Source organism: Kluyvera sp. 142486 (assembly GCF_046569695.1).
Taxonomy (GTDB): Bacteria; Pseudomonadota; Gammaproteobacteria; order Enterobacterales; family Enterobacteriaceae; genus Kluyvera.
Genome location: NZ_JBKHUI010000015.1, coordinates 38,740 through 61,535 on the forward strand (window position 1 = coordinate 38,740; position 22,796 = coordinate 61,535).

Below are 22,796 nucleotides of genomic sequence, written 5' to 3' on the forward strand. Positions count from 1 at the left end.
TTACTCCTGCTTAATAAGTTGAATATTCCGCGCATTGGCGGCGTCACGCGCCAGGGCGGTGACGATGCATTTGCGGTGGACAACCACGCGCCCCCGGCCCAGCGGCGCGACATCGCGATAGCTCAGCACCGAACCGGCATGCAGTACCAGCGGCAGCCCGTGCTCATCGGTGAATATCAGCGGCAGACGCGCCAGTTTTTTTACCGGTATAACCGGCAGCAGCTGGCCGTGCAGGCTGAGCTGGACGCGGATGCCAAACGCCAGCGCGTCGTGAATTTTCCGGGCTGCGGCATCGTCAGTTTCCGCATCCGTAAGCTGAATCAGCAGCGGCAGGTCGACGAGCAGGATGCGCAGCGACGCGTGCTGACAGAACAGACCCGAACCGTCGGCATCGCGAAGCTGCGCAACGCTCAGCGTCGCCGTGCTGTGGGCGCGACGCTGCAGCCGGGAGACAATCTCCTCAACAATGCGCTGCAGAATTTCACCGTTCATCGCGGACCAACCAGACGGGCACAGGCCTGCGGGCTATCGGCGCCGGCAGCGTTGGCTTCATCGGTATCAATATGCATTTCGAGGCGCATATCCGGTGAAACGCGAATCGCCACGTTGTTGAAAATCAGCCCGCGCTCGTCGCCTTCAATGGCAACAGAGACCTTATCGCCGTGAGAAACCCGCAGGATCAGCGCATCGAGCGGCGACATATGAATATGCCGCTGCGCGACGATAACCCCGGAAGGTAATTCCAGTTCGCCAAAGGGGCTGACCAGGCGGATGCCCGGCGTCCCCTTCAGGCTGCCGGACATTCTCAACGGTGCCGCAATCCCCAGCGTTCTGGCATCGGTACGCGAGATTTCCACCTGGCTTACCGAGCGCAGCGGGCCGAGCAGGCGCACATTTTTGAGCTGCCCTTTCGGCCCCACCAGGGTGACGGTTTGCTCCGCGGCGTATTGTCCCGGCTGCAGCAGCGCTTTTTTCTCGCTGATGGGATTGTCGGGAAACAGCCGTTCATAATCCTGCGCGGACAGGTGGATATGACGGTTTGAGACGCCCAGCGGAATAGGCCGCTGGCGCATCTCATCAAGAACTTTACTGACCGTTGATTGCAGGCGTTCTTTATCCATTACGCTTCACCTCGCCGGGATGAATGCAAAGCGTACGAGGTTCGCCCTTCTGGCGCGGACATTTTGGATCCAGACACAGGTTGCAACTGACCAGTACCGATTCCTGCGGGACCTCTTCTGCTGGCGCTTCAGAAACGACATCAGCCATTTCTGACTCTTCAGGTTCAGGTGCGATGACGACGGGTGGGGGAGTTTCGGCAAGCAGGATCCCTTCTCCGGGCCGGGCGATAACCTTGTGGGCCACCAGGCCATTCCGCTGTTCGGCAAAATGCGCGCCGGTGGTGATAGCCGCCTGTACGGAGGCCACATCACCGGTAATTTTAATTACCATCCAGCCTGAACCATTGGTCTTTTCGAGGGCGAGCAGCGTGATAGAAGCGGATTTCGCCATGATATCGGCACAGGTAATTGCCAGTGCCAGACCACAAACTTCAAGTAATCCCAGTGATTGCTTCACGCGGTGCTCCTTGTTCGCCATCGGTTAGGCAGATTTTGGTAAAATGGCCTCAACATCGCTGTGCGGACGCGGGATAACGTGGCAGGATTTCACTTCACCCACGACGCTTGCCGCAGCGCTGCCTGCATCGACGGCTGCTTTAACCGCGCCGACATCGCCGCGAACCATGACGGTCACCAGGCCAGAACCAATTTTTTCGTAGCCCACCAGCTGAACGTTGGCGGATTTAACCATTGCATCGGCGGCTTCAATGGCGCCGACCAGCCCTTTTGTTTCAACCAGTCCCAGTGCGTTATTCATACTGTCGTTCTCCTGTGATTAAGCGTGGAGATCCCGAAAAGGGATCCCTTTGACCAGCCGCGCCGCGTTATTACCGGTGTTGCGTTGGGCTTGACTGTCCTGATGATGCAGCAGCGTAAAAAGCGGCGCCGATGCGGGTAAATTCTTGTAATGCACGACCAGCGTGTGCCGGTCGCAGGCAATGCCGACCAGCAGCGGCGAGCAGCGCGCCGCCTGCCAGGCGCTGTCTACAACATCGCCAACCGGGCGATGCTGAAGCAGAAAAGGGATGCCTTCCTCTTCGATACCCAGCAGCACTTCCTGCCAGAGGCTGGCGCAGTCGTCGATAACGGTAATGACGATAGCCGGGGCGCTGTGATTACTTTCCATAAGCAAACTCCTTGTGCCAGGAGAGGATCAGGCCGGTGGCGACTGCGTTTCTTGGGCCTTCGCTGCCGCGAATGTTTCCTCGCCCGGCAACCAGGCGGTAGTGCGCCAGCGCATCGGTGACCAGCTGCGGCACTTCGAAATCCAGCGACGAGCCGCCGACCAGCACCACGAACGGAATATCGCGAATGTTGCCGGTTGGGCTGACCTGACGCAGCGCGCGCAGGGCGTTGGTGACAAACACACGCTCTTTGGCGCTGCGGCGAATGGCGCGGACTTTTTCCAGCGCTAAGTCGCCGGGAAGCGGCACCAGTTCGTCCGGTTTCACCACGCAAACGCGGGCGAACACCGCGGGAGGCAGCGGCGTCGGGAAGAACTGGACGCTGCCGTCTTCGTGGCGCAGATGGAACAGGCTTTCGACCTTAGCCAGCGGGTATTTCTTGATCTCTTCCGCCAGATAGCGGTCTTCCAGCCCCAGCTCGCGGGCAATAATCATCGTCACCATGTCGCCTGCGCCGGCGAGGTGGGTGGCGATGATTTCGCCTTTTGGGTTGATGATGGAGGCATCGGTGGAGCCCGCGCCGAGGTCAAGGATCGCCAGCGGTCGGGTGGTGCCCGGCGTGGTCAGCGCGCCCAGAATGGCGGCTTCAGCCTCAGCGCCGCCGATCTGCACGTCGATATTGAGTTTCTGTTCGATTTCGCGGGCAATCATCGCCATCTGCAGGCGGTCTGATTTCACCATTGAGGCGATGCCGACGGCCTGCTCCAGCGAGAACTCGCCGGCCAGACCGCCGGTGACGCTTACCGGAACCGAGGTGTCAACGGCCAGCAGATCCTGAATGAAAATCTCGCTGCTCGGCTTGTTGGTCAGTTCGGCCATGGTCTGTCGCACGTGCTCCAGCATGCCGCCGATATTGGTCCCGGCCTCGCCGGTGACGTTGTCGAGCTTGCCGCAGCCGTCCACCGCTTTCATGATGGCTTCGGCTCCGGCGGCGATATCTACGCGCACGGTTCGGCCCTGCGCCAACAGCTCCAGGTTACCGGCGGGTATCGCGCGGGCTTTGACGTCGCCGGATGGCGTTTTAACCACCACGGCGGAACGGTTACCAATCAGCGCGCGCGCCATCGGGACGATGTTTTTCGTCTCGTCGGCGTTGAGGTTGAATACGGTGGCGATGCCGTAAGGGTTAGAGAGGGTTTCGATAACCTTTCCCGGCACGGCGACTTCAATCGCCGCCAGCATCCCCAGCGGAATGCGGTCGATGTACAGCACTTCGTCAACGATCGGCAGCGATTTCTCCAGCCGGTTGCTGACCAGCACGCCATCGTCGCGCTGCAAAATGACGCCGGTAATCTGATACCCGGCACGCATGGAGGCGTTGATAACGTTGGCGATGTCGGCAAAATCAAATGCCGATGACACCACCAGAATATAGGACGAGTCCGCCGGGCGGGTTAACAGCTCCTCCGGCGTAATCGTGATACCCACGCCGAGGCCTACTCCGCCCGGCGTTTTTGGGTTATGGCCGATCATGGTCGATTCAGTGATGATGGTTTCAGTAATGGTTTCCATCGCCACATCGCCAATCACCGGCGTGGCTTCGTTAATGCGGATAAGCGAAATATCGCTGACATTGATCCCCGCGCCCTTTGCGACGTGGGCGAGCGCTTCCTGAATACCGAACACGTTACGCAACGTGCCTTTGATCCCGGTGGTTTCCGCCAGCGCGCTGTGCGTAATCGTCAGCGCTCCGGCCTCATCTTGCCGCGCCAGCGCGACTTCCGTTGATGAGTTGCCAATATCAATGCCAGCTATATATCGCATACGAAATCCTTAATCGTCGCCTTTGAGTTTTTTACGCTCAACGTACAGCCCTGCCGCTTCACGAACGAACGCTGCGCAAATCTTTGCCTGATAACGGTTTTCGAGATCGTCGGCGATAGCGATCAGCTCTTCTTTCGTTGAACGATACGGACGAAGGGCGTTGTAGATTTCAAGAATGCGATCGTCCGGGACGGCGGTCAGTTCGGCGGCGCGTTCGAAGTTCATCGCCAGCCGGTCGCGGCCCGCATCTTTGGCGATAGATGCCTGTAAACGCAGGGTTTCCGGGGTAATACGCATATCCTGAGCGGTGACGTTATTGCTCAGCACGTTTTCCAGCGTAAAGTCGTCCAGCGTTTTGTTGGTGGCGGTTTTCACCCATTCCGGGTGCTTGTTCGCCAGCGGGTAGTCGCTGACCTTTGCGCTGCGGGACGTGCCGCCTGCCGCAGGAGCCGCCGCTGGCGCTTCGCCCTGCAGGTTGTTCATGCGGCTCAGTACGTCGCGGACCATCGATTCAATTGCGTCGGTATTCATGGAGTTATCCTTTATCAAAGCGCCACGCGCAGTTCCTGCGGGTTTTTGCCCGTCACAACGTACTTGGTCTCTTTAATGTGCAAAATGGCCGACTTTGCCTGGTATTTCGGGCGCGCCATCTGGTCATTGAGCGTAGGGACCGGCTGCGGCGATTCGCGTTTCGCATAGCGGGCGGCGTTTTTGCCAATCTGACGGTAGGTTTCCAGCGTCAGCAGCGGCGCCTGCGGGAACAGCTCGAGGTTAGAGAGCGGCGGTAGCCCCTGCTGGTGGATAACCGTCGTGCCTTTCGACTGGATGCCGATGGAGATGCCGGAGCCGCTCAGGCGGTTGCCTTCAACGGCGACGAACGCCACGTCGGAGGATTTAAAGCAGCGAATCACGCGCGCCTTAACGCCTTCTTCTTCAATACCAGCAATAACTTCGCGCAGAATGCTCTTATGCGGTAAGCCAACGATATTGACGGTCTGTGCCAGGCCAAATGCCGGGCCGACGGCGATAATCACTTCGTCCTGCTGAGTGCCCTGGCGCGCTTCGCCGACTTCCGTCAGGAAGCCGTCGCCAGCGGGCGCAGCGGTCTGTGGTGCTGTGGATACCGCTGGCGCATTAAACGAGACGGGTTTATCGCTGCCCTTCATATCGCGGAGCACGTCTTCAATTATCTGGCGCAGCAATTTTTCATTAATTTCCATTTCTCACCCCTTAATCAATCTCGTTGGGATCAAGAGCGCCTGGGATGTTTTTAATCTCTTCCCAGCGTTCTCCCTGCAGGCGATAACCCGTTGCCGGACCGGCATAGTCATTGACGTCATTAACCGCAGAGAGCACTTGTCCGTCGCCGACGATGATGGCGGAGGTGTGCAGATAGTCGCCGGTCAGCTTGGCTTTCTGGATGTTGAGCATGTCCTGGGCCACGTCGGTAAACCCGCCCTGCGCCAGCGCTTTCACCACTTCCAGACCGTTGCGGTTTTTATTGATGATTTCCTGGGCGAACTTGATGTCTTCGACGATGTTGCGCTCCGGCATATCTTTCGAACCGTGGGCGTAGGTCGCGGCTTCAACTTCTTCATCGGTAATCGGCGGCAGCCCCATCCCGGCAAATACGGCCTGCAGCGCGCGGGCGGCTTTGTTACGGATGGCGATAACGTCCTCTTCGCGAACCGGGCGCAGACCGCCGTCCACCTTCAGGTCGCGCTGGATAACGTTGTAGTCGTCAAAGTCTTCCGCATCTTCGTTGGAGCCAGCGAACATGTTGTCGTAGTTCGGCACCGCGGAATAACCGGAGGAGATAAAGTCGGTACCCGGCAGGAACTGCATCAGCAGGCGCGCGGTACGACGCATATCGGAGTGGGTGAAGGTCTGGTCGTTACTGGAGGCGCATTCCAGATCCAGCGACGAGCAGATCAGGTTTTCCGCCAGCACCGCGCGAATACCTGACGGCACGGCGGACGGTACGCCAATGCAGCTTACGGAGCCGTTTTGCAGACCCTGCACGCCAGCCGCTTTGGTGATGTAGATGCAGCGCGCTTCCAGATACAGCATGGATTTGCCTTCGGCGTAGCCCATCTGCACTTCGGAGCCGGAGCCGGAGGTGAAGCGCATTTTCAGGCCACGAGAGGCGTAGGACGAGGCCAGGAAGCCCTTCGACCATGGGGTATCGTCGCCGTCGGTGAAGACCGGTTCGGTACCATAAACGGAAATGGTTTCGGCGTAGCAGGTGTGGCCCAGCATGCCGAGCTTCAGCTCGGTGGCTTCTTCCAGCGAGCACTGCGTCAGTACGCCCGGACGACCTACCTGAGAGCCGACCAGCAGCGCGATGGCGTTGAACGGCGCATAGCGCGCTACCGCAACGGTGGTTTCCTGTTCGTCAAAGCCGCGCCATGCACCTTCGGCGGCGTCGGCGGCAATTTGCACCGGGTTATCTTTAACGTTGGTGACGTGCGCCTGCTGAGACGGGGTGCGGCGTGCGCGCATTTTCTGCATCGACATCATCATTTCGACGACGTTCATATGCGAAACCACTTCGACAATTTTCGCCGGCGTCATCGCGGTGGTCAGCGGGACAATGTCGCTGCGCTTGACGTTCGGATCGCACAGCATGTTGGCAAGCTTAACCGAATCCATCGCCATCACTTCTTCCGCGCGGTTCAGGTTGATGCCGTAGCGAGCGATAAAGTGGTCGATCAGGTCGAATTCGCTAACCGGTTTCCCGTCCAGCTCGGTCACCGCGCCGTTAACGATTTTAATCGACGGTTTCGGATCGTTCGGGCTTTCCATCGCGATAAAGCCTTCTTCGATCCACTCCTTAACGAAGCCGTCCTGATTCACAGGGCGTTTCGCCAGTGCTTCAAATCTTTTCGATCTCATGAATCAGCCTCGTGGGTATCAGATGTAGGACGGGCGATCGTTTTTCGGTTCAGCGCCGAGGGTCGCAAGGACGGTTTTGCCGATTTCGCGAGCCGAAGTCACTGCCTGACGGACGGCGCCAGAGTCGCCGGAAATCACCAGAATGGCTTCGTTACTGAAGCTGGTGCCGTGCGCCGGGGAGCTGTATGCCACGACGTCAACGTTGGCTGATTTCAGCGCGGTATCTGCCATCAGTACGCCGACGGAAGCCGGTGCGCCGACGATAACGCCGCAGGCGCGGCCAATCGGTGCGCCGAACGCTTTTTCCAGCGCGTAGCTGGCGCGAGCGGTGTACTGCAGTTCGATATGCCCGGCCTCGTTGGCGTAAACATCGCCGAAGGTACGGTCCAGCTCTTTCAGCGCGACTTCGATACCGCGCTTGACGTCCGAAACGTCATTGCCGCCTAAAATAATCAGCGAGCCGTGGCCCGCGCCGCCTTTGGTATCGCGCGGCAGCTCAATGCTGACCACTTCGGTGTTGGTGGCTTTCACCGCTTCGTCTGCTGCCATAATGTGCGGGCCTGCGCCGGTGCGGGCGCCGAGAATGCCGATGGAGCGATAGCGTTTCTCAAGCTTCATTGCATCCAGCAGGGCGGTATCGACGTTGGCGATAACCAGGCCAAGGGTGTCGCCAATGGCGGTCCCGACAAATTCCGTTAAACTGCAGCTTTTTTCTGCCATAGCCGTCTCTCGTATTGGGTGGTTTTCAGTAGGGATGGCCTGCTGTTCTGGCGCTGCCACACGGGCAATCACCTGCGCCATGATCTGTTCAACCAGCTCATTGCTGCTCATTGGCTAATTCCCTTCGGTAAGATTTTTTCTACATCGGAGTGAGGGCGTGGAATGACGTGTACGGCTTTCACTTCACCCACGTTGCGTGCGGCCGCGGCGCCTGCATCGGTAGCCGCTTTTACCGCGCCAACATCGCCGCGCACGATGACGGTGACCAGCCCGGAGCCAATCTTTTCATAGCCCACTAACATCACATTGGCCGATTTAACCATTGCATCAGCGGCCTCTATGGCTGCGGTTAAGCCTTTGGTTTCTACCATTCCTAGTGCTTCTTGTTGCATAAAGACCTCGCATGGAGTGTTCCGATAGTTGGGACTATAAGAAGATGCGAGGAAAAAGAATGGCTGACTTGGTTTTGATGGTGAAAAAATAGTGGTTTATTAATAGTACAAAGTTGTCATCTTTAAATTTAATGATTTGATTTTTATGGTTATTTTTATTTTGTGTGATATGAATATTTTGTTTTTAACATTACATATTTACAAATTTGCTCATGACGATATTAATTTTATCTGCTATGCGAAATTGATTGGTTTGTGATGTTTATTGGAAAACGGTGAGTTGGTTTTAGCAATATTTTGCCATGTCAGCGAAGCGAGATAATTGCAAAATCTGCGCGTGAGTCGTGCCATCATTGCTTAATTAATGGCAATAATTTGTTATCGATGCCCGAATTTTCCGGGAGCGTGGTCAGCAGGTTGCCAACAATTTGCCCAAGGGAGTTCATATAGTGATGACCGTTGTACTCCACTGCCAGCAGGATGTTGGCTGGTCAGGACACGAACTCTGCTAAGAAGGTGTCACAATGAACGATTCGTTAAAAGCGCAATGTACCGCCGAGTTTCTGGGCACCGGGCTGTTTTTGTTTTTCGGTATTGGTTGCCTGAGCGCGTTAAAAGTCGCGGGAGCAAGCCTTGGGCTGTGGGAAATTTGCATTATCTGGGGGCTGGGGATCTCGCTTGCCGTGTATCTGACTTCGGGGATATCTGGCGGGCATCTCAACCCGGCGGTGACCGTCGCGTTATGGCTATTTGCCTGTTTTCCCGGTCGAAAAGTGTTCCCTTATATTGTCTCACAGGTCGCAGGCGCCTTTGGCGGCGCGGTGCTGGCCTACGTGCTTTACAGCACGATGTTTACCGAGTTTGAAGCTACGCACCATATCGTGCGCGGCAGCGTAGAGAGCCTGCAGCTGGCGAGTATTTTCAGCACCTATCCGGCGGCATCGCTGAGCATTTGGCATGCGGCGCTGGTGGAAGTGGTGATTACCTCCATGCTGATGGGCATGATTATGGCGCTGACCGACGACGGTAACGGCGTGCCAAAAGGGCCGCTGGCGCCGCTGCTGATTGGCCTTCTGGTGGCGGTTATTGGCGCATCAACCGGGCCGCTGACCGGCTTTGCGATGAATCCGGCGCGTGATTTTGGGCCGAAGCTGTTTACATGGATGGCGGGCTGGGGGGATATCGCGATGACCGGTGGTAGGGATATTCCGTATTTTATCGTGCCGATTGTCGCACCGTTAATCGGGGCCTGCCTGGGGGCGGCTATCTATCGTTATCTGATTGGTAATAACTTACCGTGCAATACCTGCAAATTAGAGGATTAATGTATTTGCTGAAATAGCTGAAAATTTTCATGAACCGGTATCACGAACTGGCCAAAAACGTCTCCCACGGATGGGAGACTTTTGCTATCGTATTATTCTTTTATCGTGTTTGGTAAATGATGATGAAAGGAAGTGAATATTAAAAAAATGTTTTTGTTTATAACAAAAAATTAACTGAGAGGTTTTATCATGATTTCTGCGAGTACACTGAACTCAGAACTCATCAATAAAATCGCACAGGATTTTGCGCAGGCCACCAGTCTGGCGGTTGTGGTTGTCAATATTCATGGTGATGAAATATCTGAACTGTTTAATTTCACGTCTTTCTGTCAGTTGATGCGTCAGCATCCCCAGCACAGCACCCGCTGCCGGATGAGCGACCGCTGCGGCGGTCTGGAAGCCTCAAAAACCGATCAGCTCTGTATCTACCGCTGTCATGCCGGGTTAACCGATTTCTCCATCCCTCTGGTCATTGCCGGGCACCTCGTGGGTTTCGTGCTGTGCGGGCAGGTGCGCTTAAGCAACGATGTTGGACTGGTCGACATTCTCAACGTCGACGACCGCTGGCAGGCCGATCCTGAACTGGTAAAGGCGTTCCGCGACGTGCCGGAAATGGATTACTCCAGAGTGATTGCTTCTGCTGATTTACTGAGGCTTATCGTTGAAAACTGCCTTAAGAAACAGCTTAACTTTGTGGTAATTAAAGACAACCCGCAGCAGCCAGAGCCTGCGCGCGCCAGCCGGGTTGCCAGCCCTCACGACGGTAAAATGAAGAAAGCCCTGCGCTATATCGATGCCCATTTATCCGACGAGCTTCGCCTGGAAGATGTCGCCGCCCACATTTATCTCAGCCCCTACTATTTCAGCAAGTTGTTCAAAAAATATCAGGGAATCGGCTTTAACGCCTGGGTAAACCATCAGCGGATGGTGAGCGCCAAAGAGTTGCTTTGTCACAGCGACTGGAGTATCGCCAGCATTGCGCGGAATTTAGGCTTCTCGCAAACCAGCTATTTTTGCAAAGTTTTTCGTCAGACCTATCAGGTCACTCCGCAAGCTTATCGCCAGCAAATTAATGCCGGATCACAAACTGAGTCATTTTAAATAACAATATTTTGTTATTGCCGATTTTTGATATCCCCCCGTATCTGGCTCATTATAAAATGAAAAAATATCATTCAGAGCAATAAATTGTCATAGCGCAACAAAATAATAATGAGAGAGCGATAAGCTGCACCAGTTTTTATTTATTTGATGGGATAGAGTGACATCTGAAATTGCTCTGAAATTAGAAGTCAGAGACAACGGGAGCCATCCAGTTCCCGTTTGATGTTCCGGAAATAATGCGAGCGAGGATTCATCCCGCTCAAGAAAACCGCCAGGTGCCAGGGAAGGGGGTGTGAATCCCCCGCAGCCCCCGCTGCTGTGATGCTGACGACCCCATATTTGACCACTGATCCGAATAGCGGATTGGGAAGGATGGGAGAGGACGACGCTAAGCCAGAAGACCTGCCTGTCGGTTATTACCAACAACTTCGGTGGGAAGTGGGTTGCTTAGAAGCGTACAGTCGAAAGACTGGGTATGCTCGCAGCCCTACAACCCGGCACAGGATCACAGGATCGGGGTATGGCAGCCAGGCAGCACGCATTTATTCTCGCAGGTACCGGCAGCGGTTGTGGCAAAACTACCGTTACGCTTGGTCTGCTCAGCCTGTTAAAGCAGCGCGGCATGCGGGTTCAGCCCTGCAAAGTCGGCCCGGATTACCTCGATACCGGCTGGCATACCGCCATCAGCGGCGTCGTTTCCCGCAACCTCGACGGCTTTATGCTCCCCGAACCGGTGCTCAACGCGCTGTTTTGTGAACAGATGCAGCGGGCGGATATCGCGGTGATTGAAGGCGTGATGGGGCTTTATGACGGCTTCGGTACCGACCCGAATTATTGCAGCACCGCCGCGATGGCCAAACAGCTTGGCTGCCCGGTTATCCTGCTGGTGGATGGCAAAGCGGTTTCCACCTCCATCGCCGCCACGGTGATGGGATTCCAGCATTTCGACCCCAGCCTCAACATCGCCGGCGTTATCGTCAATCGCGTCAACAGTGAATCCCATTATCAACTACTCAAAAGCGCCATTGAACGCTACTGCGGGCTGCCGGTTCTCGGCTACGTGCCGCGAGTGGAAGGCGTTGCCCTGCCCGAACGGCATCTGGGGCTGGTGACCGCCCGCGAGTCGCTGGTGAACCAGCAGCCGTGGCGCGATTTTGCCAACACGCTGGCGCAAACCCTGGATATTGAACAGCTTCTCGCGCTCAGCCAGCTCACCGCCTTACCCTACGGGGAGTGGCCCTCGCTGCCGTCGCCTGACGAAGGGGCCGGTCTGACGCTGGCGCTAGCCGACGACGAAGCCTTCAATTTTTACTACCCGGATAACCTCACCCTGCTTGAACGCTGTGGGGTGAATATTGTGCGCTTCAGCCCGCTGCACGATAGCGTGCTGCCACCATGTCAGATGGTCTGGCTCGGCGGCGGCTATCCTGAAATTCACGCCGCTGCGCTGGCGGCCAATACGCCGATGCTGGCGCAGCTGCAGGAAGCGCACCGGCGCGGCGTGGCGATTTACGCCGAATGCGGCGGTCTGATGTATCTCGGTAGCACCCTGGAAGATGCCAATGGCGATATTCACGCCATGGTTAATCTCATTCCCGGCCACAGCAAAATGGGCAAACGGCTGACCCGCTTTGGTTACTGCGAGGCGCAGGCTATGCGGCAAACGCTGCTGGCGGCTCCCGGCGAAACCCTGCGCGGCCATGAGTTCCACTACTCTGATTTCACCCCGGAGACCCCGGCGGTGCTGGCCTGCCGCAAGGTGCGCGACGGCATTACGCTCCAGCAGTGGAGCGGCGGCTGGCAGGTGGGCAACACCTTCGCCAGCTACCTGCACCTGCATTTTGCCCAGCGTCCGACAATGCTCAGCCACTGGCTGGCGGCGGCAAGGAGCGCCCTATGACGCTGCTGGCCTGGGGCGTTGCCTGGCTCCTCGATTTTATTATCGGCGACCCGCAGAGCTGGCCACATCCGGTGCGCTGGATTGGCAATCTGATCGCCGCCGTGCAGCGCGGCGTGCGCCGATTTTGCCACGGTGATGTCGCTTTACGCGTCGGCGGCGGGGTGATGTGGATCGTCGTGGTTGGGTTGACGTGGGGCGTCTCCTGGGGCGTGCTGATGTTAGCGCAGAGCATTCATCCGTGGCTTGGTTGGGCGGTTGAGGTGTGGATGATTTTCACCGTGCTGGCAGGGCGCTGCCTGGCGCAGTCGGCGCGGGACGTTGAGCGTCCACTGCGCGCGGGCGATTTGGCGGAAAGCCGTATCAAGCTGTCGTGGATTGTCGGGCGCGACACGTCGCAGCTCGAGCCGCAGCAGATTAACCGCGCGGTGGTCGAGACGGTGGCGGAAAACACCGTCGACGGCATTATCGCGCCGCTCTTCTTCCTGCTGCTGGGCGGCGCGCCGCTGGCGATGGCCTACAAAGCGGTTAATACCCTGGATTCGATGGTCGGCTACAAGCATGAAAAATACCGCGCCATCGGCATGGTCAGCGCCCGCCTTGATGATGTAGCCAACTTTATCCCCGCCCGCCTGAGTTGGCTGCTTATCAGCCTCGCCGCTTTCTTCTGCCGCGAAGCGGGCGGCCGCGCGCTGCGCATTGGCTGGCGCGACCGTTACAACCACAGCAGCCCTAACTGTGGCTGGTCGGAGGCTACCGTCGCCGGAGCGCTCGGTATCCGGCTTGGCGGCCCAAACGATTATTTTGGCCAGCGCGTGGAGAAGCCGTGGATCGGCGATGCGGCGCGCGATATTTCCGTAGACGATATTTCCCGAACGATTCGACTGATGTGGGTATCTTCGACCCTGGCGCTGGTGCTGTTTATGGCAGCACGGTACTGGCTGGTCGGCGTAGCCTGAGGACAAATAAATGCATTATATCCAGCAACCGCAGGCCATTGAGGCGAAAAGCTTCGACATTATTGGCGACATTATTGCCGAGACGCGCCCCGACTATCGCTTTGCCAGCCCGTTGCACGAAGCCATTATCAAGCGGGTTATCCACACTACCGCCGATTTTGACTGGCTGGATATCCTGTGGTTTTCGCCCGACGCCCTTGAGCGTCTCAGCGCCGCGCTCAGCCAGCCCGGCATTCTGTATACCGACACCACCATGGCGCTCTCGGGAATTAATAAAACCCTGCTGGCGAAATTCGGCGGCGAGTGCCGCTGCTATATCAGCGATCCGCGCGTGGTCGCGGAGGCCAAAGCGCAGGGAATGACCCGCTCAATGGCGGCGGTGGATATCGCGGTGGCCGAAGAGGGCGAGAAGGTCTTTGTTTTCGGCAATGCGCCTACCGCGCTGTTTCGCCTGCTGGAACATGATGTCGCGGTGAACGGCGTGATTGGTGTGCCGGTTGGCTTCGTCGGCGCGGCGGAGTCGAAAGACGCCATGACGCACAGCGGCCTGCCGGGTATCGCCGCGCTGGGACGTAAAGGCGGCAGCAACGTCGCTGCCGCTATCGTCAACGCCATCCTGTACCACCTGCAGGGGGCGCGATGAGCGAGCAATCCTTTGATGACCCGGTGTGGCACAACGGCAAGGCGTTGCGTAAAGGCTACACCACTGGCTCCAGCGCCACGGCGGCGGCGAAAGTCGCCGCGCTGATGGTGATGCGCCAGCACCTCATCCATCAGGTGTCGATTGTCACTCCCTCGGGTGTGACGTTGAATCTGAACGTCGAATCCCCACACGTCGAAGGTCAGCAGGGTATCGCCGCCATTCGCAAAGACGGCGGTGATGATATCGATGCCACCCACGGCATGCTGATTTTTGCCCGCGTGACCCTCAACGACAGCGGCGAGATAACCCTGCGCGGCGGCGAGGGCGTTGGCACTGTCACCCGTAAAGGCATCGGGCTACCTATCGGCAGCGCGGCGATTAACCGTACCCCACGTCATACCATCGAAACCGCCGTCCGTGAGGCTATCGGCCCATCGCGCGGGGCCGACGTCGAAATTTTCGCCCCGGAAGGCGAAGAGCGGGCGCAGAAAACCTACAACTCGCGGCTCGGTATTTTAGGCGGCATCTCAATTATCGGCACTACCGGCATCGTCACGCCGATGTCGGAGGAGAGCTGGAAGCGTTCGCTGTCGCTTGAGCTGGAGATTAAGCGCGCGGCGGGGCTGGAGCGGGTGGTGCTGGTGCCGGGCAACCACGGTGAGCGCTTCGTGCGCGAGCAGATGGGGATTGATTCTCAGGTGGTGGTCACCATGAGCAACTTCGTCGGCTACATGATTGAAGAAACCGTGCGCCTTGGGTTCCGCCAGATTGTGCTGATCGGCCATCCCGGCAAGCTGATTAAAATCGCCGCCGGTATCTTCCACACCCACAGCCATATTGCCGACGCGCGGATGGAAACGCTGGTGGCGCACCTGGCGTTGCTCGGCGCACCGCTGGTGCTTCTGCGGCTGGTCAGCGAATGCGATACCACCGAAGCGGCGATGGAGCATATCGAGGCTTACGGTTTTCAGCATATCTACGACCACCTTGCCGAGCGCATCTGCCAGCGGGTAATGCAGATGCTGCGCTTTACCAAAACGCCGCCCACCTGTGACGCCATCATGTTCTCTTTTGATAACAAGGTTCTTGGCAGCAATCGCCCGGTCGAAGATATCGCACGGGAGGTAGCATGTTAACGGTTGTCGGCATGGGGCCGTCGGGCCTGCATCTGATGACACCTGCGGCGCGAGAGGCGGTGGCGGCGGCAGAGGCGCTGGTGGGTGGTAAACGGCATTTGCAGCAGTTCCCTGATTTTCACGGTGAGCAGTTTGCGCTGGGCGCCAACATTGCCGAACTGCTGGAGTGGCTTGGCGAGCGTGAAGCGCAGCAAGTGGTGGTACTGGCTTCCGGCGACCCGCTGTTTTACGGCATTGGTACACGGTTGGTTGCCCATTTTGGCATCGAACGCGTGCGCATTATTCCCGGCATCAGCGCGGTGCAGTACCTCTGCGCGAAGGTGGGCGTCGATATGAACGATATCTGGCTAACCAGCAGCCATGGGCGGGACGTCTGTTTTGATGAACTGGCGCGTCAGCGCAAGGTGGCGATGGTGACCGACGGGCGCTGCGGGCCGCGTGAAATCGCCGCTCAGCTGGCGACGCGAGGTAAAGGGTATCGCTGGATGGTGATTGGCGAAAATCTGGCGATGGATAACGAGCGGATCCACTGGCTACCGGTCAGTGAGGTCGATGGCGAATATGAGATGAACGCGGTGGTGATCCTCGATGAAAGATGAGCTTTTTCTGCGCGGCGAGAAAGTGCCGATGACCAAAGAGGCGGTTCGCGCGCTGGCGCTAGCCAAACTTGAACTGCACCGGGCAAGCCACCTGATTGATATCGGTGCTGGTACCGGCAGCGTGTCGATTGAAGCCGCGCTGCAATACCCCTCGCTGCGGGTGACGGCGGTTGAGCGTAACCCCGCAGCCCTGCAACTGCTTGACGAAAATCGCCAGCATTTCGCCTGCGGCAATATTGAGATCCTGCCTGGCGAAGCACCAATGGTGATAACCGAACAAGCCGACGCCATTTTTATGGGCGGCAGCGGTGGCCATCTTGGGGAACTGATTGACTGGTCCTGGCAGCAGCTCTATCCCGGCGGTCGTCTGGTGATGACCTTTATCCTGCAGGAGAACCTGAACGCCGCTCTTGATCACCTGCAACAGCGGGGGATCAAACAGGCCGATTGTCTGCAACTGAACGTTTCGTCGCTGACCTCGCTTGGCAGCGGCCACTATTTCAAACCGAATAATCCCGTTTTTGTTATCGCCTGTCAGAAGGAAGAAAACCATGGCTGAGACATTTGACCCCCGTAGCGTGTGGTTCGTTGGCGCAGGGCCGGGCGACCGTGAGCTGATTACCCTCAAGGGTTACCGATTGCTACAGCAGGCCCAGGTGGTTATTTACGCCGGTTCGCTGATTAACACCGAGCTACTGGCGTATTGCCCCGCAGATGCCGAGTGCCACGACAGCGCCGAACTGCATCTGGAGCAAATTCTCGACCTGATGGAAGCGGGCGTGAAAGCCGGGAAAACCGTGGTGCGTTTACAGACCGGCGACGTCTCGCTGTACGGCTCGGTGCGCGAACAGGGCGAAGAGCTGACCAAACGCGGCATCGACTGGCAGGTGGTGCCGGGCGTCAGCGCATTTTTGGGGGCGGCGGCGGAGCTGGGCGTCGAGTACACCGTGCCGGAAGTCTCTCAGAGCCTGATTATTACCCGCCTCGAAGGGCGCACGCCGGTACCGGAACGGGAGCAGCTTGAATCGTTTGCCAGCCACCAGACCTCGATGGCGATTTATCTCTCGGTACAGCGCATTCACCGGGTGGCGGAGCGCCTGATTGAAGGCGGCTATCCGGCCACCACGCCAGTGGCGGTTATCTATAAAGCGACCTGGCCGGAAAGCCAGACCGTGCGCGGCACGCTGGCCGATATCGGCGACAAGGTCCGCGATGCGGGGATCCGTAAAACGGCGCTCATTCTGGTTGGGAATTTCCTTGGGGATGAGTATCACTACTCAAAACTCTACGCGGCGGACTTCAGTCATGAATACCGTAAAGCCTGAATCTATTGCGCTTTTCTGCCTGACTCCCGGCGGCGTAACGCTGGCTAAACGGCTGGCGGCCATGCTGCCGTTAACCTGTTTTACCAACGAGAAGCTGCTGGAGGAGGGCTTTTTACCCTTTGAAAACGGCTTCGCCAACGCCGCGCGTGAGGCCTTCAGCAGCTATTCGGCGCTGATTTTCATCGGTGCGACCGGTATCGCGGTACGCGTACTGGCTCCGTTGGTTAACGACAAGTTTAACGACCCGGCGGTGGTGGTGATTGATGAACGCGGGCAGCACGTTATCAGCCTGCTCTCCGGCCACGCGGGCGGCGCGAATGCGTTGAGCCGCTATCTGGCGGGCATGCTGGGCGCCGATCCGGTGATCACGACCGCTACCGACGTGAATGATATGGCGGCTCTGGATACGCTGGCATTTCAGCTTAATGCGCGAATGACCGACTTCCGCGCGGCGGTGAAAATCGTCAACCAGATGCTGGTGAGCCAGCAGCGCGTCGGCCTGTGGTGGGACGAAGAGCTGGATGAGGACGTCAGCCACTGCGACCGGCGTGGGTTTATCACCGTAACCGATCTGCATCAGCTTCCTGAACTGGATGCGCTGGTCTGCATCACCCTGCGTAACGACCTGCCGGCGATCGCCGTACCACACTGGAAGCTGGTGCCGCAGCGAGTAGTCGCGGGAATTGGCTGCCGTCGCGATACGCCGTTCCCGCTGTTAGCGGCGCTGCTGACGCGCCAGCTTGAGGCGCAGCGGCTTGATCCGCTAGCCCTGAAAGTTATCGGCAGCGTCACGCTGAAGAAAAACGAGCAGGGGTTGATTCAGCTGGCTTCCTGCTGCCGCGTGCCGTTTGAAACCTTTACCGCTGATGCGCTGCGCGAGCATGAGCATCACTTTCCTGCTTCATCGTTCGTCAGAAAAACCGTCGGCGTCGGGAGCGTATCGGGTCCGGCGGCCTGGCTGCTGAGCCATGGGCAACTGTTGGGCGAAACCCTGCGCGAGCAGGGCGTCACTATTACTTTGGGAGTTTCACACTGATGTTAAGCGTAATCGGAATTGGCCCTGGCTCGCAGTCAATGATGACCATGGAAGCCGTTGAGGCGCTGCAGGCGGCGGAAATCGTCGTTGGCTATAAAACCTATACCCACCTGGTGAAAGCCTTTACCGGCGATAAGCAGGTGATCAAAACCGGGATGTGTAAAGAGATTGAGCGCTGCCAGGCGGCGATTGAGCTGGCGCAGGCCGGGCACAACGTGGCGCTGATTAGCAGCGGCGATGCCGGTATTTACGGAATGGCCGGGCTGGTGCTGGAGCTGGTGAGCAAGCAGAAGCTGGACGTGGAAGTGCGCCTGATCCCGGGCATGACCGCCAGCATCGCTGCGGCCTCGCTGCTGGGCGCGCCGCTGATGCACGACTTCTGCCATATCAGCCTCAGCGACCTGCTCACCCCGTGGCCAGTCATTGAAAAACGTATTATCGCCGCAGGGGAAGCTGACTTCGTTATCTGCTTCTACAACCCGCGCAGCCGCGGCCGTGAAGGGCATCTGGCTCGCGCCTTTGAACTGCTCTCCGCCGTCAAAAGCGCCGATACGCCGGTGGGCGTGGTGAAGTCCGCCGGGCGTAAAAAGCAGGAAAAATGGCTGACTACCCTCGGCACGATGGATTTTGAACCAGTGGATATGACCAGCCTGGTTATCGTTGGTAACAAAACCACCTATGTGCAGGACGGCCTGATGATCACCCCGCGGGGCTACGTGCTGTGAGTTTTGGTGACGTACTGGTGGTGGGCGGTACCAGCGATGCGCGCGCGCTGTGCCTGCTGCTGGATGCCGCGCAGGTGCATTACACCGTGTCGGTGGCAACGCCAACCGGTGAAGCGCTGGCGGGCGATATTCAGGGGCAGGTGCGCTGTGGCCGCCTGACGCGAGAAGAAATGGTGGCCTGGCTGCGCGAGCAAGGCACGCGCTGGGTGATTGATGCTTCGCACCCCTATGCCGAAGCGGTGAGCCGCAACGTGCTGGATGCGTGTACAGAGGCGGGCGTACTGCTGAGCCGCTACCAGCGCCCGGATCAACAGGGCGAACTGACGCACCCGCTGCTGCACAATGTCACCAGCATTGATCAAGCCTGTGAACGGATTAAACCGTTGGGCCAGCGCGTGCTGTTGACCACCGGCAGCAAAGATCTGGCGCTGTGGCGCGCCGGGCTGGCGGAAAAAACGCTGCTGGCCCGTGTGCTGCCGGTGCCAAACGTGGTGCAGCAATGCGCTGACCTTGGCTTTGGCGTGGGTGAGATTTTTGCCATCTGCGCGCCGTTCAGCGCGGAATTTAACGCCGCGTTTTACCGCCACTGCCGCGCCGACGTGGTGGTGACTAAAGCCTCCGGCACGGAGGGCGGCTATCTGGAAAAGGTTCAGCCCTGCCTCGATGCCGGGCTTCCCTGCATCGTCATTACCCGCCCGGCGCCGCTGGTGGCCGGAGACGAATTACTGGAAAGTCAGTCCGCTTTTGCCGAGCGCTTAGCCCGCTGGCTGGCCGATGACAAAAGGAATCAAGCATGAAAAAAGCCCTATTGGTGGTGAGCTTCGGCACCAGCTACCACGACACCTGCGAGAAGAATATTGTCGCCTGCGAACGCGAACTGGCGGCCAGCTGCCCCGACCGTGATCTGTTCCGCGCTTTTACCTCGGGGATGATCATCCGCAAGCTGAAAGCGCGCGACGGCATTGAAACCGATACCCCGCTTGAGGCACTGCAAAAGCTGGCGGATCTCGGATATGAAGACGTCGCGGTACAGTCACTGCACATTATCAACGGCGACGAGTACGAAAAAATTGCCCGCGAAGTACAGAGCCTGCGCCCGCTGTTCAAGCGTCTGACTCTCGGCACGCCGCTGTTGAGCGGCCACGACGACTACGTGCGCCTGATGGATGCGCTGACCCAACAGATGCCCGCGCTGAACGCCAACGAGAAAGTGGTGTTTATGGGCCACGGTGCCAGCCACCACGCCTTTGCCGCCTACGCCTGCCTCGACCATATGATGACCGCCCAGCGCTTCCCGGCGCGCGTCGGCGCGGTGGAGAGCTACCCGGAAGTGGAGGTGCTGATTGAGAGCATGAGCAAAGAGGGCGTCAGCGCCGTACACCTGATGCCGCTGATGCTGGTAGCTGGCGACCACGCTATTAACGACATGGCCTCTGACGAAGAGGACTCATGGAAAACGCTGTTTAACGCGGCGGGTATTCCGGCAACCCCGTGGCTGTGCGGGCTGGGCGAAAACCCGGTGGTGCGCGCCATGTTCGTTGAACATCTGCAACAGTCTCTGGAGGCAGCATGAGCGGCAAACTGTATGCCCTGAGCACCGGGCCGGGCGCGTCTGACCTGATTACCGTGCGCGCGGCGCGCATTCTCGGCTCGTTGGATATTCTCTACGCTCCGGCGGGGCGCAAAGGCGGCGACAGCCTGGCGCTCTCTATCGTGCGCGAATACCTCGGTGAGCAGACCGAAGTGCGCTGCTGTCACTTCCCGATGAGCGCCGATAGCGCCGAAAAAGAGGCGGTGTGGGATGACGTTTCGGCGGCGCTGGTGCGCGAAGTCGAAGCCGGGAAAAACGTCGGTTTTATTACCCTTGGCGATGCGATGCTGTTCAGCACCTGGGTCTTTTTACTTCAGCGTATCGGCAGCCGCGAATGGCTGGAGATTGTGCCCGGCGTCACCTCGTTTGCCGCCATTGCCGCCCGCAGCAAAACGCCGCTGGCGATGGAGCAACAGTCGCTGGCGGTGGTCGCCTGCACCGCGCCGGAAGACGAGATTGAACGCGCGCTGGCACAGCACGACAGCCTGGTATTGATGAAAGTTTACGGCCGCTTCCCGCGTATTAAAGCGCTGCTGGCAAAAGCGGGGCTGCTGGATAACGCGCTGCTGATGGCCGAAGCGACGCTGCCCGGCGAGCAGTGCTGGCGGCATCTGGGCGAGGTCGCTGACGACCTGCCATTACCCTATTTCTCGACCATTCTGGTCAATAAACAGTGGGGGCAAAAGCAATGAAACTGGAACAACAGCTGAAGCGATTGTCGTTCAGCGGATTAGCGGCGGCGATACTGCTGCTGATTGTGCCGCAAGAGGCGTTTGCGATGCACATCATGGAAGGATTCCTGCCGCCGATGTGGGCGCTGGCCTGGTGGCTGCTTTTTCTGCCGTGCCTGTGGTACGGGCTGGTGCGTCTGCGCCGTATCGTGCAGGAGGACAGCAACCAGAAGGTGCTGCTGGCGCTGTGTGGAGCGTTTATCTTCGTGCTCTCGGCGCTGAAGATCCCGTCGGTCACCGGTAGCTGCTCGCACCCAACTGGCGTCGGGTTGGCGGTTATCCTGTTTGGGCCGGGCGTGGTGGCCATTCTCGGCGCAATCGTGCTGCTGTTCCAGGCGCTGCTGTTGGCCCATGGCGGCCTGACGACGCTCGGCGCTAACGGTATGTCGATGGCGGTAATTGGGCCAATCGTCGGTTATCTGGTGTGGCAAATGGCCTGTAAGGCCGGGTTCCGCCGCGATGTGTCGGTGTTCCTGTGTGCGATGCTGGCGGATCTGGCAACTTACTTTGTCACCTCTATTCAACTGGGCGTCGCCTTCCCAGACCCGCAGGCGGGCTTTATCGGGTCGAGCATGAAATTTATGGGCATCTTCTGCCTGACGCAGATCCCTATCGCCATTGCTGAAGGGCTGCTGACGGTGATGATTTATGACCAGCTGTGTAAACGCCAGCTGATTGCAACCGAAGGAGCGCTAAGATGAAAAAGACACTGATCCTGCTGGCGATGGTGATTGCGCTGGTTATTCTGCCGTTCTTTATCAACCACGGCGGCGAATACGGCGGCTCTGACGATCAGGCTGAAGGCGTGATAACCGAGGTTGATCCCGGCTATAAGCCGTGGTTCCAGCCGCTGTACGAACCGGCGAGCGGAGAAATTGAGAGCCTGCTGTTTACTCTGCAGGGCTCTTTGGGGGCGGCGGTGATTTTCTATATTCTTGGCTACTATAAGGGCCGCCAGCGCCATGATGACCGGGCTTGATAAGCTGAGCTATCAGAGCCGCTGGTTTCACGTGCAGCCGGAGCGTAAGTTTCTGCTCTGGCTGCTGATGATGGTACTGGCCTTTAGCCTGCCGCCGCTCGGGCAGGCGCTGCTGATGGTGCTGACGGCGGGCTTTACCTGCTGGCTGCTGCGCATCTCGCTGTGGCGCTGGCTTCGCTGGATGGCGCTACCGCTGGGTTTTTTGCTGGTGGGGGTGGTGACGATTGTCTTTAGCGTCAGCCGCGACCCGCATGCGCTGCTGGTCAGCATGCCGCTGGGTTCGTTCTCGCTCGGCATTACCGCCGCCGGGCTTGCCACTGCCAACGAAACTTTCTGGCGCAGCCTGGCAGCGCTGTCGGCGACCTTCTGGCTGGTGTTGAATCTGCCGTTCCCGCAGCTTATCGTGCTGCTCAAGCGTGGCCGGGTGCCGCGTCTGTTGATCGAGCAGATCCTACTGACCTGGCGCTTTATCTTTATCCTGCTGGATGAGGCGATGGCGATTCATCGAGCGCAGACGCTGCGTTTTGGCTATCGTAACGTGCGCCTGGGCTATCGCTCGCTGGCGATGCTGGTCAGCCTGCTGTTTACGCGTGTTTTAATCCGCTACCAGCAGATGAGCACCGTACTGGATATCAAACTGTATCAGGGTGATTTTCACCTCTAAGGAACG

At 58.3% G+C, this 22,796-nt stretch carries 28 protein-coding genes and 1 riboswitch; of the genes, 17 read left to right on the forward strand and 11 right to left on the reverse strand.

The window, feature by feature from the left end; all coding sequences use genetic code 11:
* Genes pduM through pduA form a run of 11 tightly spaced genes read right to left on the reverse strand, consistent with a single transcriptional unit; the run spans position 1 to position 8,076 of the window.
* Complete coding sequence (pduM, locus tag ACLGE8_RS16495; protein ID WP_410999961.1) at positions 1 to 492, reverse strand: microcompartment protein PduM; 492 nt, start codon at positions 490 to 492, stop codon at positions 1 to 3.
* A complete protein-coding gene (locus ACLGE8_RS16500) occupies positions 489 to 1,121 on the reverse strand; it encodes a phosphate propanoyltransferase (RefSeq protein WP_410999962.1) in 633 nt (210 codons plus the stop codon). Before ACLGE8_RS16500 ends, pduM begins: the two co-directional genes overlap by 4 nt.
* A complete protein-coding gene (locus tag ACLGE8_RS16505) occupies positions 1,114 to 1,599 on the reverse strand; it encodes a BMC domain-containing protein (protein ID WP_410999963.1) in 486 nt (161 codons plus the stop codon). The genes ACLGE8_RS16500 and ACLGE8_RS16505 overlap by 8 nt, the downstream gene beginning before the upstream one ends.
* A 3-nt stretch (positions 1,600 to 1,602) precedes the next feature.
* Positions 1,603 to 1,878: a propanediol utilization microcompartment protein PduJ gene (gene pduJ, locus ACLGE8_RS16510; RefSeq protein ID WP_001057755.1), complete on the reverse strand. Its 276-nt coding sequence runs from the start codon at positions 1,876 to 1,878 to the stop codon at positions 1,603 to 1,605.
* Positions 1,879 to 1,896: 18 nt separating this feature from the next.
* Entirely contained in the window at positions 1,897 to 2,247 is a 351-nt protein-coding gene (gene pduH, locus ACLGE8_RS16515) for a propanediol dehydratase reactivase beta subunit PduH (RefSeq protein WP_410999964.1), read from the reverse strand.
* A complete protein-coding gene (gene pduG, locus ACLGE8_RS16520; protein WP_410999965.1) occupies positions 2,237 to 4,069 on the reverse strand; it encodes a propanediol dehydratase reactivase alpha subunit PduG in 1,833 nt (610 codons plus the stop codon). The genes pduH and pduG overlap by 11 nt, the downstream gene beginning before the upstream one ends.
* 9 nt (positions 4,070 to 4,078) lie before the next feature.
* Complete coding sequence (gene pduE / locus ACLGE8_RS16525; RefSeq protein WP_410999966.1) at positions 4,079 to 4,600, reverse strand: propanediol dehydratase small subunit PduE; 522 nt, start codon at positions 4,598 to 4,600, stop codon at positions 4,079 to 4,081.
* Between the two features lie 14 nt (positions 4,601 to 4,614).
* On the reverse strand, positions 4,615 to 5,289 hold the full coding sequence (gene pduD, locus ACLGE8_RS16530; RefSeq protein ID WP_410999967.1) for a propanediol dehydratase medium subunit PduD: 675 nt from the start codon (positions 5,287 to 5,289) through the stop codon (positions 4,615 to 4,617).
* A gap of 10 nt (positions 5,290 to 5,299) precedes the next feature.
* Positions 5,300 to 6,964: a propanediol dehydratase large subunit PduC gene (gene pduC / locus ACLGE8_RS16535; protein WP_410999969.1), complete on the reverse strand. Its 1,665-nt coding sequence runs from the start codon at positions 6,962 to 6,964 to the stop codon at positions 5,300 to 5,302.
* Between the two features lie 18 nt (positions 6,965 to 6,982).
* On the reverse strand, positions 6,983 to 7,795 hold the full coding sequence (gene pduB / locus ACLGE8_RS16540; protein WP_410999970.1) for a propanediol utilization microcompartment protein PduB: 813 nt from the start codon (positions 7,793 to 7,795) through the stop codon (positions 6,983 to 6,985).
* Positions 7,792 to 8,076: a propanediol utilization microcompartment protein PduA gene (gene pduA / locus ACLGE8_RS16545; protein ID WP_410999971.1), complete on the reverse strand. Its 285-nt coding sequence runs from the start codon at positions 8,074 to 8,076 to the stop codon at positions 7,792 to 7,794. Before pduA ends, pduB begins: the two co-directional genes overlap by 4 nt.
* A 524-nt stretch (positions 8,077 to 8,600) precedes the next feature.
* Here pduA and pduF point away from each other — a divergent pair.
* The 17 genes from pduF to ACLGE8_RS16630 all read left to right on the forward strand — a co-directional run bounded on the left by pduF (position 8,601) and on the right by ACLGE8_RS16630 (position 22,790).
* Positions 8,601 to 9,401: a propanediol diffusion facilitator PduF gene (gene pduF, locus ACLGE8_RS16550; protein WP_410999972.1), complete on the forward strand. Its 801-nt coding sequence runs from the start codon at positions 8,601 to 8,603 to the stop codon at positions 9,399 to 9,401.
* Positions 9,402 to 9,590: 189 nt separating this feature from the next.
* Positions 9,591 to 10,502 (forward strand): transcriptional regulator PocR, encoded by a 912-nt coding sequence (gene pocR, locus ACLGE8_RS16555; protein WP_410999973.1) that lies wholly within the window; start codon positions 9,591 to 9,593, stop codon positions 10,500 to 10,502.
* A gap of 259 nt (positions 10,503 to 10,761) precedes the next feature.
* Positions 10,762 to 10,930: riboswitch (cobalamin riboswitch) on the forward strand.
* A 95-nt stretch (positions 10,931 to 11,025) separates the two neighbouring features.
* Positions 11,026 to 12,405, forward strand: coding sequence for a cobyrinate a,c-diamide synthase (locus tag ACLGE8_RS16560; RefSeq protein WP_410999974.1), 1,380 nt, complete (start codon positions 11,026 to 11,028; stop codon positions 12,403 to 12,405).
* The gene (gene cbiB, locus ACLGE8_RS16565) at positions 12,402 to 13,361 is read left to right on the forward strand and encodes an adenosylcobinamide-phosphate synthase CbiB (protein WP_410999975.1); all 960 of its coding nucleotides are present in this window, start codon (positions 12,402 to 12,404) and stop codon (positions 13,359 to 13,361) included. Before ACLGE8_RS16560 ends, cbiB begins: the two co-directional genes overlap by 4 nt.
* Before the next feature lie 10 nt (positions 13,362 to 13,371).
* Positions 13,372 to 14,004, forward strand: coding sequence for a cobalt-precorrin-8 methylmutase (locus ACLGE8_RS16570; protein WP_410999976.1), 633 nt, complete (start codon positions 13,372 to 13,374; stop codon positions 14,002 to 14,004).
* Positions 14,001 to 15,140, forward strand: a complete 1,140-nt coding sequence (cbiD, locus tag ACLGE8_RS16575) for a cobalt-precorrin-5B (C(1))-methyltransferase CbiD (protein ID WP_410999977.1) — start codon at positions 14,001 to 14,003, stop codon at positions 15,138 to 15,140. The genes ACLGE8_RS16570 and cbiD overlap by 4 nt, the downstream gene beginning before the upstream one ends.
* Entirely contained in the window at positions 15,134 to 15,739 is a 606-nt protein-coding gene (locus ACLGE8_RS16580) for a cobalt-precorrin-7 (C(5))-methyltransferase (RefSeq protein ID WP_410999978.1), read from the forward strand. Before cbiD ends, ACLGE8_RS16580 begins: the two co-directional genes overlap by 7 nt.
* Complete coding sequence (locus tag ACLGE8_RS16585; RefSeq protein ID WP_410999979.1) at positions 15,729 to 16,298, forward strand: decarboxylating cobalt-precorrin-6B (C(15))-methyltransferase; 570 nt, start codon at positions 15,729 to 15,731, stop codon at positions 16,296 to 16,298. Before ACLGE8_RS16580 ends, ACLGE8_RS16585 begins: the two co-directional genes overlap by 11 nt.
* Complete coding sequence (locus tag ACLGE8_RS16590) at positions 16,291 to 17,064, forward strand: cobalt-precorrin-4 methyltransferase (protein WP_410999980.1); 774 nt, start codon at positions 16,291 to 16,293, stop codon at positions 17,062 to 17,064. The genes ACLGE8_RS16585 and ACLGE8_RS16590 overlap by 8 nt, the downstream gene beginning before the upstream one ends.
* Positions 17,045 to 18,100: a cobalt-precorrin 5A hydrolase gene (gene cbiG, locus ACLGE8_RS16595; RefSeq protein ID WP_410999981.1), complete on the forward strand. Its 1,056-nt coding sequence runs from the start codon at positions 17,045 to 17,047 to the stop codon at positions 18,098 to 18,100. The genes ACLGE8_RS16590 and cbiG overlap by 20 nt, the downstream gene beginning before the upstream one ends.
* Entirely contained in the window at positions 18,100 to 18,825 is a 726-nt protein-coding gene (locus ACLGE8_RS16600; protein ID WP_410999983.1) for a precorrin-3B C(17)-methyltransferase, read from the forward strand. Before cbiG ends, ACLGE8_RS16600 begins: the two co-directional genes overlap by 1 nt.
* Positions 18,822 to 19,622, forward strand: coding sequence for a cobalt-precorrin-6A reductase (locus ACLGE8_RS16605; RefSeq protein WP_410999984.1), 801 nt, complete (start codon positions 18,822 to 18,824; stop codon positions 19,620 to 19,622). Before ACLGE8_RS16600 ends, ACLGE8_RS16605 begins: the two co-directional genes overlap by 4 nt.
* Entirely contained in the window at positions 19,619 to 20,398 is a 780-nt protein-coding gene (cbiK, locus tag ACLGE8_RS16610) for a sirohydrochlorin cobaltochelatase (RefSeq protein WP_395596152.1), read from the forward strand. The genes ACLGE8_RS16605 and cbiK overlap by 4 nt, the downstream gene beginning before the upstream one ends.
* Positions 20,395 to 21,108, forward strand: coding sequence for a cobalt-factor II C(20)-methyltransferase (locus ACLGE8_RS16615; RefSeq protein WP_410999985.1), 714 nt, complete (start codon positions 20,395 to 20,397; stop codon positions 21,106 to 21,108). Before cbiK ends, ACLGE8_RS16615 begins: the two co-directional genes overlap by 4 nt.
* The gene (cbiM, locus tag ACLGE8_RS16620) at positions 21,105 to 21,848 is read left to right on the forward strand and encodes a cobalt ECF transporter S component CbiM (protein WP_410999986.1); all 744 of its coding nucleotides are present in this window, start codon (positions 21,105 to 21,107) and stop codon (positions 21,846 to 21,848) included. The genes ACLGE8_RS16615 and cbiM overlap by 4 nt, the downstream gene beginning before the upstream one ends.
* The gene (locus tag ACLGE8_RS16625) at positions 21,845 to 22,126 is read left to right on the forward strand and encodes an energy-coupling factor ABC transporter substrate-binding protein (RefSeq protein WP_410999987.1); all 282 of its coding nucleotides are present in this window, start codon (positions 21,845 to 21,847) and stop codon (positions 22,124 to 22,126) included. The genes cbiM and ACLGE8_RS16625 overlap by 4 nt, the downstream gene beginning before the upstream one ends.
* Positions 22,113 to 22,790, forward strand: a complete 678-nt coding sequence (locus ACLGE8_RS16630) for an energy-coupling factor ABC transporter transmembrane protein (RefSeq protein ID WP_411000039.1) — start codon at positions 22,113 to 22,115, stop codon at positions 22,788 to 22,790. Before ACLGE8_RS16625 ends, ACLGE8_RS16630 begins: the two co-directional genes overlap by 14 nt.
* The last annotated feature ends 6 nt before the right edge of the window (positions 22,791 to 22,796 follow it).